8 protein-coding genes are annotated in these 8,694 nt (G+C 68.2%); 2 read left to right on the top strand and 6 right to left on the bottom strand.

The features are described 5' to 3' along the window. The first annotated feature begins 152 nt into the window (after nucleotides 1-152). Nucleotides 153-1,151 (top strand): tRNA dihydrouridine(20/20a) synthase DusA, encoded by a 999-nt coding sequence (gene dusA / locus HG543_RS48350; protein WP_169351743.1) that lies wholly within the window; start codon nucleotides 153-155, stop codon nucleotides 1,149-1,151. Between the two features lie 91 nt (nucleotides 1,152-1,242). Beyond that, a complete protein-coding gene (locus HG543_RS48345) occupies nucleotides 1,243-2,934 on the top strand; it encodes an Ig-like domain-containing domain (RefSeq protein ID WP_169351742.1) in 1,692 nt (563 codons plus the stop codon). Between the two features lie 61 nt (nucleotides 2,935-2,995). On the opposite strand, the gene sitI6 (HG543_RS48340) is transcribed toward HG543_RS48345, so the two are convergent. The 6 genes from sitI6 (HG543_RS48340) to HG543_RS48315 all read right to left on the bottom strand — a co-directional run bounded on the left by sitI6 (HG543_RS48340) (nucleotide 2,996) and on the right by HG543_RS48315 (nucleotide 8,294). Continuing rightward, a complete protein-coding gene (sitI6, locus tag HG543_RS48340; RefSeq protein ID WP_169351741.1) occupies nucleotides 2,996-3,712 on the bottom strand; it encodes a SitI6 family double-CXXCG motif immunity protein in 717 nt (238 codons plus the stop codon). Between the two features lie 4 nt (nucleotides 3,713-3,716). After that, nucleotides 3,717-4,400, bottom strand: coding sequence for a SitA6 family polymorphic toxin lipoprotein (gene sitA6 / locus HG543_RS48335; protein WP_169351740.1), 684 nt, complete (start codon nucleotides 4,398-4,400; stop codon nucleotides 3,717-3,719). A 192-nt stretch (nucleotides 4,401-4,592) separates the two neighbouring features. Beyond that, nucleotides 4,593-5,309, bottom strand: a complete 717-nt coding sequence (gene sitI6, locus HG543_RS48330; protein ID WP_169351739.1) for a SitI6 family double-CXXCG motif immunity protein — start codon at nucleotides 5,307-5,309, stop codon at nucleotides 4,593-4,595. 4 nt (nucleotides 5,310-5,313) lie between these two features. After that, the gene (gene sitA6, locus HG543_RS48325) at nucleotides 5,314-5,997 is read right to left on the bottom strand and encodes a SitA6 family polymorphic toxin lipoprotein (protein ID WP_169351738.1); all 684 of its coding nucleotides are present in this window, start codon (nucleotides 5,995-5,997) and stop codon (nucleotides 5,314-5,316) included. A gap of 40 nt (nucleotides 5,998-6,037) precedes the next feature. Next, complete coding sequence (locus HG543_RS48320) at nucleotides 6,038-6,754, bottom strand: tetratricopeptide repeat protein (protein WP_211194684.1); 717 nt, start codon at nucleotides 6,752-6,754, stop codon at nucleotides 6,038-6,040. A 10-nt stretch (nucleotides 6,755-6,764) separates the two neighbouring features. After that, complete coding sequence (locus tag HG543_RS48315) at nucleotides 6,765-8,294, bottom strand: acetyl-CoA hydrolase/transferase C-terminal domain-containing protein (protein WP_169351737.1); 1,530 nt, start codon at nucleotides 8,292-8,294, stop codon at nucleotides 6,765-6,767. Nucleotides 8,295-8,694: the final 400 nt, after the last annotated feature.

The following is an 8,694-nucleotide window of genomic DNA, read 5'->3' as shown; positions in this document are numbered from 1 at the left end:
GGGGCGCAGCCTACAACGGTGTCCGCCTCCTCCCTCTCCGGGCCTCCGGGCGGCAAACAGGGGTGGGCAGGGGCGGCAAACCCGGGTAGATGCTCCTGCCAGGGAGGCGGCCTGCTTCGAGGGACGCTTCGGTCGCTCCCCCGGGTTCTTCCATGATGCTGCCCCGCCCCATGCCGCTGTGTGTCGCGCCGATGATGGACTGGACGGACCGGAACTGCCGGTACTTCCACCGGCAGATCAGCCGTCACACGCTGCTCTACACGGAGATGCTGACCACGGGCGCCGTCCTCCACGGGGACCGCGACCGGCTGCTGGGCTACGAGGCGGCGGAGCACCCGGTGGCGCTCCAGCTCGGAGGCTCGGAGCCCGAGGCGCTCGCTGCCGCGGCCCGCATCGGCGAGGAGTGGGGGTACGACGAAATCAACCTCAACTGCGGCTGTCCGAGCGACCGCGTCCAGTCCGGCCGCTTCGGCGCATGCCTCATGGCCGAGCCCGACCTCGTGGCCCGGCTGGTGGGCGCCATGCGCGAGGCCGTCTCCATCCCCGTGACGGTGAAGTCGCGCATCGCCATCGACGAGCTGGAGGAGTGGCCGACGCTGGTGGACTTCGTGCGCAAGGTGTCCGCCGCCGGCTGCACGCGCTTCATCGTGCACGCGCGCAAGGCGTGGCTGCAGGGGCTCAGCCCGAAGGAGAACCGGGACGTGCCCCCGCTGCGCTACGAGCTCGTCCACCGCCTCAAGTCCGAGTTCCCCCACCTGGACATCAGCATCAACGGCGGCATCAAGACGCTGGACGCCGCCGCCGAGCACCTGAAGCAGGTGGACGGGGTGATGATTGGCCGCGCCGTTTACGAGAACCCCTACCTGCTGGCCGACGCGGACCGCCGCTTCTTCGGCGCGACGGAGGCCCCACCCGAGCGCCATGCCGTGGTGGAGGCGATGCTTCCGTACATCGAGCGGCGCATGTCGCAGGGTGCGCCGCTGGGCTCCATCACCCGGCACATGCTCGGACTGTTCCAGGGTCTGCCTGGGGCGCGCGCGTGGCGCCGGCACCTGAGTGAGAACGCGCACAAGGCTGGTGCGGGCCCGGACGTCGTGGTCGCCGCGCTCGCGAAGGTGCGGCGCGCGCCCGACGCGGACGTGGCGGCGTAGGCCCGCCGCCCATTGAATATTCAATGGGCGTCCACGTCGTTGGCTGGCCTCGGGTCAGAAGGCCAGGCTCTCAACGTGGGAGGGGACAACGATGCGAAACGACCGGCTGGGCGTGGTGCTATTGCCATTGGTAGGCATTCTTGCTGCTTGTGGTTCGGACGAAGGTCCGCCTGGAAATCCCGCGCTCAACCTCACCGTTTCGTGGCGGGGCGAGCCCGCCGAGTACTGCGCCACGGGGACGCGACTCCTGCAGGGTGACGTCCAGGGCGATACGCCGGACGAGGTCGAGGTGACGCGCAATGGCACGCGTGTCTCCGCCATCACTCCGCCCTACCAGTTCCTGGTCAACTGCGACCAGGAGTCCGAGTCCACGCTCGACTTCCGCATCCGCGCGCGCATCGGGTCGCGGTGGGCCTCCAGCGAGACCAAGCAGGTCTTCATCGACCGCACCCCTCCGTCCGTCTCCCTCGTGTCCCCCAGGGAGATGGACGGCATCCGCAAGGACTCGCCCATCGTCCTCTCCTTCTCCGAGCCCATCCAGGGCTTCCATCCGAACCACGTCTCGCTCAGCGACGACTCGGGTTCCCTGGCCCACAGCGCCTCGCTCTCCGAGGACCGTCGATGGGTGACGGTCGTTCCGAGCGCTCCACTCCGCGTGCCTTCGAAAGTCCGGGTGAGCTTGTTCGGCGGCGTCATCACCGACAACGCCGGGCATCCGCTCCGCGAGGAGAGGGCGAGCTACTCCTGGGAGGTCCTGCCGTTCGCCCGCGCGGGGAAGCCGGTTCCTCTCTCGGCGACCGCGCTCGCGCGCAGGCCCTCTGGCGCGCCGTGGAGTGTTGCCCGCGCCAGCGCGACGGGGGCGCTCCAGGTGCGGCGATGGACCCAGGCGGGCTGGGTGGACTTCGGGGGCCCGATTCCCAGCGGAGGCCAGGGCGTCGCGCTCGCGCTCACCCGGGACGAGCGGCCGGTGGTGGCATCGCTGGAGCGTGACCCCGAGGGCGAAAAGTTCGTGCGGGTCACCCACTGGAAGCAGAACGGGGGCTGGGAGCAGGTCGGAGGTCCCCTCCTCCCGTCCGCGGATGGGTGGTCCTCCACGGAGAAGCTGTCCATGGCCGTGGACAGCCAGGGCCATCCCACGGTGGCCTGGCAGGAGTACAGCACGGTGCAGGTCCGTCGCTGGACGGGCACGGCCTGGGAGGCGCTGGGCGCTCCCATTGGAGACTTTCTGAACCCCGCGGCCAACCCCGTGGTCGCGGTCGATTCCCGGGACCGGGTGGTGCTCGCCTATTCGATGAAGCTCCAGAGCACCTCCTACATGCGTGTCTTCGTCCAGGTCTGGCAGGACGGGACGTGGACGGCCGTGGGGGCGAGCCTCGGCGGCGAGCGGGTGTCTTCCCTCGACGAGGTCGCGCTCGTGCTGGGGCCCGATGACGCACCCATCCTGGCCTGGAACGAAAGGTTCAATGAGGACCAGCTCTTCGTCTCACGCTGGGCGAATGGCGCCTGGGCGTCGCCGCGGCTGCTCCGTACCGGCAAGAGTCTGAACCTGTCGCTCGCGACCGACGCGAACGGCCGGACGCTCCTCGCCTGGGTGATGGTCGTCCCCGCCGAGGTTGGCCACCAGTCGAAGGTGTACACCGCGCGCTTCGAGCAGGGGACGTGGTCGGATGCGGCGGTGGCCTGCGTGGGCTACGGCTCCATCGCGACCTTCAGCCAGGACGGGACGCCGATGCTGTGGGCCAACACCGGGACCGGCTCCTACGACATGTTCATCGAGCACTGAGGACCCATGGCGCGCCGCCGGTTCGACGGCGGCGCCGCTCACGCTCAGGGGCGCATCCGTTTCAACGGACTGGAAGCTCGCGAAAGTTGAGGCCGTCCAGCGCGAGGCGCTCGACGGCGTCCTTGAAGCGCTCGGTGACGACGAGCACGGTGGCGAAGTTGCGCAGGCGGAAGAGGTCCAGGTCCGCGGGGAGCGAGGCCGCGTCGAGGATGGGCTCCTTGGGGAGGCTGAAGCCATGCCGGCCGCACTTCGGGCACGGTGGGGGCGTGCTGCGGGGGATGCAGTCGGCGTGCAGGAGTCCGCGTGACTCGATGTGCAGGTCGAGCAGCTCGGGGACACCCTTGGGGCTGAAGCGCATCTCCGTGCGGCAGCCTCGCAGTCCCTCGAGGCCTTCTTGTTGCAGCATCTCCAGGGCCTTGGGCTGGACGAGCAGGATGTCCCCGTACTGATGAATGAATGCGGAGAAGGGACCTCGGGCTTTTCCAACCAGGGGACCGAATGCGGTACCGGGTCGAAGTGGGTCGTCGGGAGAGAGCAGGGCGCGGACCTGATCGCGCAGCCGCTCATACTCCTCGAAGTTCTCCTCCAGGCGCGCCTTCAGATACTTCCGGGCCTCCGGAAGAACGGACAGGTCTACGGACGGATAGTTCGGGCCCGCTCCGCCCCAGATCGCCTTGCACAAGGGGCACGAGACGCCTGGCAGGGTCCACTTGTACGTGGCGCTATAGGTGCCCTTCTGGAGATCGATGTCTCCACGGTCCAGTTTGTAGAGCCGCATGGCGTCAGTACTCGATAGGGGGACCTACCAGGAGGTGGTAGGGCAGGATGGGACCAACCAGGTCAAAGCGGACGATGAGTTCGCGTGCGTAGCGGTACATCTCTTCCCTGGTGGCACCTTCATGTGCGTCCTGGAAGTTCCGCCATGCACGGTTCCAGGGACCGCCAGTGGGCCCTTTGTGGATGCGGTGGTGGGTTTCCAGGTCGAGCAGCATGGTTTCTTTGTGGATGTTGATTCCGCGGGATTCGAACCATGACTTCAACCTTGGCTCCTGCGGGAAGATGTGGTGCTTCTCCCGTGGCTGTGACGCGAGGGCCCGCGCCATCTCCAGCAGTCGCTTCTGGCTGGGCAGCAGCTCCCGCCCATACCAGTGGATGACGAAGACAGGCTCCGGCTGCCCAGCCACCTGCCACGGATAGCCCCAGTATCGTTGCGGTGACCGAACCGCGCTCGGTGGGAGGACGAAGGCGCCCCGCGTCCGCACCAGTCGCCCGGGCTCCAGGTCCTCGCATCGGAAGAGCCCGCACGCGTCTTCGGCGCAGAGGAACGTGACGCACGCACCCTCCGCGAGCCGGGTGTAGGCCTCGGGGTACTCCGCGACGTCCTCCTCATCCAGGGACGGCGAAGTGGAAGCGCACGCTCCCAGCACGGCACACAGCCACAACCACCAGAGCCGGCGACCGAGCATCAGCTCTCCCAGTCAGTCCTGGCACTTTACGCGAGAACGCTCACGAAGCCCGCAGCGCATCCAGCAGCGCGGGCGGGTCGCCTTCACGGAACGCCGCGAGCCCCGCTTCGAAGTCCGCACGGGCCCCCTTTTCATGCGCAGGTTTGCGCCCGCTACACCCATCTCCCGCGGCCGGAGCGGGCCGTGGGCATCTCAACGGACTGGAAGCTCGCGAAAGTTCAGGCCGTCCAGCGCGAGGCGCTCGACGGCGTTCTTGAATCGCTCGGTGACGACGAGCACGGTGGCGAAGTTGCGCAGGCGGAAGAGGTCCAGGTCCGAGGGGAGCGAGGCCGCGTCGAGAATGGGCTCCTTGGGGAGGCTGAAGCCATGCCGGCCGCACTTCGGACACGGTGGGGGCGTGCTGCGGGGGATGCAGTCTGCGTGCAGGAGTCCACGCGGCTCGATGTGCAGGTCGAGCAGCTCGGGGACGCCCTTGGGGCTGAAGCGCATCTCCGTGCGGCAGCCTCGCAGTCCCTTGAGGCCTTCACGCTGCAGCATCTCCAGGGCGTTGGGCTGGACGAGCAGGATGTCCCCGTACTGATGAATGAATGCGGAGAAGGGACCTCGGGCTTTTCCAACCAGGGGACCGAATGCGGCTGCGGGCTCAAGTGGAGAATCCGGGGGGAGTAGAGGTCGGACCTGGTCGCGCAGCCGCTCGTACTCCTCGAAGTTCTTCTCCAGGCGGGCTTTCAAATACTTTCCGGCCTCGGGCAGTACGGACAGATCCACGGCCGGATAGTTCGTGCCCGCTCCGCCCCAGATGGCCTTACACAAGGGACATGAGACACCGGGGAGCTTCCACTTGTAGGCGGCATTGTATCCGCCTTTCTGGAGATTGATGTCTCCACGGTCCAGTTTGTAGAACCGCATGGCGTCAGTACTCGAGAGAGGGGCCTACCAGGAGATGGTAGGGCAGGATGGGACCAATCAGGTCAAAGCGAATGATGAGTTCGCGCGCATAGCGGTACATCTCTTCCTGGGTTGCTCCTCGATGTGCCTCCTGGAAATTCCGCCACGCTTGGTTCCAGGGACCGCCAGTGGGCCCTTTGTGGATGCGGTGGTGGGTTTCCAGGTCGAGCAGCATGGTTTCTTTGTGGATGTTGATTCCGCGGGATTCGAACCACGACTTCAACCCCGGTTCCTGCGGGAAGATGTGGTGCTTCTCCCGTGGCTGTGAAGCGAGGGCCCGCGCCATCTCCAGCAGTCGCTTCTGGCTGGGCAGCAGCTCCCGCCCATACCAGTGGATGACGAAGACAGGCTCTGGCTGTCCGGCCACCTGCCACGGATAGCCCCAGTTTCGTTGCGGTGCCCGGACCGCACTCGGCGGGAGGACGAAGGCGCCCCGCGTCCGCACCAGCCGCCCGGGCTCCAGGTCCTCGCACCGGAAGAGCCCGCAGGCATCCCCGGCACAGAGGAACGTGACGCACGCACCCTCCGCGAGCCGGGTGTAGGCCTCCGGGTACTCCGCGACGTCCTCCTCATCCAGGGATGGCGAAGTGGAAGCGCACGCTCCCAGCACGGCACACAGCCACAACCACCAGAACCGGCGCCCGAGCATCAGCTCTCCCAGTCAGTCCTGGTATTTTACGCGAGAATGCTCACGAAGCCCGGAGCCCCGCCCGCAGCGCATCCAGCAGCGCGGGCGGGTCGCCTTCGCGGAACGCCGCCAGCCCCGCTTCGAAGTCCGCCCGGGCCCCACCAGAATCCCCGAGCCGCTCGCGCAGCCTGCCGCGCTCCCACAGCAGCTCGGGGTCCACCTCCTCCCCGTGCTGCGTGGCGAGCGCGTCCGTCAAATCCCGCACCGCCTCCTCCAGCCTCCCCAGCCGCGCCCGCGCACCGGCGCGCTGCTGCAGCAGCCATGGGTTGGCCGGGTCCTCCGCCAGCGCCAGCGTCCAGTCGCGCTCCGCCTCCTCGACGCGGCCCAGCGCCTCCAGCGACTCCGCGCGCTTCATGTGAATCACGAGCGCCTTGCGGTAACCCCCGGCCACCAGCGCGTCGAAGTCCGCCACCGCCTCCGCGTGCCGCCCCACCCGCGCCAGCGCGAGCGCCCGGTGCAGCCGCGTGGTGTTGTGCCCGGGCGCCAATTCCAGCACCCGGTCGAACCACACCAGCGCCTCCGCCGGCTCACCGCCCCAGACCGCGAGCGTCTGTCCCAGCTCGCTCAGCAGGCGCACCTGCCGCGGGTTCGCCTCCGCGAGCTGGCGGATGAGCGCCAGCGCCGAGGCATACCGGCCGCTCCTGCGCAGCCGGTCCACCTCGCGCATCTGCTCGCTCATCTCCGGAGGCCACGCCTCGCGCCCGTTGCGCTCCACCATCCGGACGAGCCTACCCGCCCTTCGGGAAGTTGCGGCACGCCTCGTCGTAGTCCCGCCACCACGCATTCAGCGCCTGCATGTCCGTGGCCCGGGGCTCGTCGCCCGCGCCCGCCATGTCCAGGTACGCCGACAGGAGCGGCCGGAAGTGCGGGTGTGCGCACCGCTCGATGATGTCCTGCGCCCGCCGCTTCGGCGAGCGGATGTCCATGTTCAGCGCGTAGCCCTGCTCGGTGACGACGCACTTGATGTCGTGCTCGGTGTGGTCGATGTGCCGCACGTACGGCATCACGCAGCTCACCGTCCGCCCGTCCTTCAGCCGGCGCGTGGACGGCGTGTGGACGATGCTCAGGTACGCGTTGCGGAAGAAGTCTCCCGAGCCACCCAGCCCGTTGACGATGCGCGAGCCGTCGATATGCGTGGAGTTCACGTGCCCGTAGATGTCCACCTCGATGGGCGTGTTCATCGCGATGACGAACAGCCGCGAGATGATTTCCGGGCTGTTCGACAGCCACATGGGCCGCAGCACCAGCCTGTCGCGGCAGCGGTCGAACAACCGCATGAAGCGCTCACGCCCCTCGGCGGAGAAGGACACCGCCGTGGAGGACGCGTACTCGAACTTCGCGTCGTCCTCCACGTAGCGCAGCATTCCGTCCTGGAACACCTCGGTCCAGAAGCGGATCTTCTGGAACGGCGAGTCGTAGAGCTGGCCGATGATGGCGTTGGCCACGTTGCCCACGCCGGACTGGATGGGCGGCAGGCGCTTGCCCCAGTGGTACTGCTCGCGGCACTGGAGCAGGAAGTCGACCACGTTCTTCGCGATGCGCTTGTCCGTGTCGTCCGCGGCCTTGAAGGGCACCGGGTAGTCCGGCGTGCGGGACTCCACCACGGCCACCACCTTGCGCAGGTCGAACTCCACGTACGGGGTGCCGATGCGGTCTCGCACATTGACGACCGGCAGCGGCCAGCCCACGTGCGGGTGGACGGCGGGCACGACGATGTCGTGGAAGCCCGTGTAGTCCGGCGCCGAGGTGTTCACCTCGAGGATGATTTTCTTCGCGCGGGTGAGCGCCTCCACGCTGATGCCCACCGACGAGGTGAGGATGACGCTCCCGTTGGGACGGATGCGCGACACCTCCACCACCGCCACGTCGATGTCCCCATAGAAGCCATACATGAGGTTGCGCGCGAAGGCGGACAGGTGGACGTCCGTGAAGTCCATCTCCCCCGCGTGGATGCGCCGGCGCGAGGCCGCCGAGGACATGTACGGGCCGCGCTTGCGGATGTAGGGCGCCAGCGGGCCCTCCACGTCCTCGGAGAGCGAGGCGCCCGTCAGCAGGGTGATGCGCGCCTGGGGCGCGTGCTGGGAGAAGTGGTAGGCGAGCGCCGGGAGGAAGGTCTTCGGCTCTCCTGACTTGGTGAAGCCGCTGATGGCCAGCGTGTGGCCGTCCACCACGTGCTTCACCGCCTCCTCGACGGGGACGACCTTCGCCAGCAGCTCCGGGTTCTCGATACGGTCCTTCAGGGTGCTCGTCTCGGGCATATCGGATGGGAGAACGGCCAGGGATGTGCGGGGCGTTCTCGGCGCGGGAAAATGACACACCGCGTGCTCCCCCGGGGGACGAGTGAGGGGGCGGACCTTGCGCATTTCGCGATGGCGAACACGCCCCCTGTCCCCGGGGACGGCGGCTCGGGAAGAGGGAGGCAGCCGAGCGTGTTGGGCCGCCGCCATTTCCGTCCTACGTTCGCGGCGGGCCGCCGCAAGGCTCCGCCCCTACCAGACAAGCCACCCTTTCGTTGGGAGACCCCCTCCTCATGCGTAAGCTCCTCTTCGCCGGCGCGGGCCTGGCCGTGCTCGCCTCCTCCGCCGGTTGCGCGACCACCGCTCCGTCCGCCCAGGAGTCCAGCACCATGGCTTCCACCCCCACAGCCGCCCCCTCCGC

Source organism: Pyxidicoccus fallax (assembly GCF_012933655.1).
Classification (GTDB): Bacteria; Myxococcota; Myxococcia; order Myxococcales; family Myxococcaceae; genus Myxococcus; species Myxococcus fallax.
Note: the sequence above shows the minus strand (reverse complement) of the source record. Positions and strands in the feature narration are given on the sequence as shown.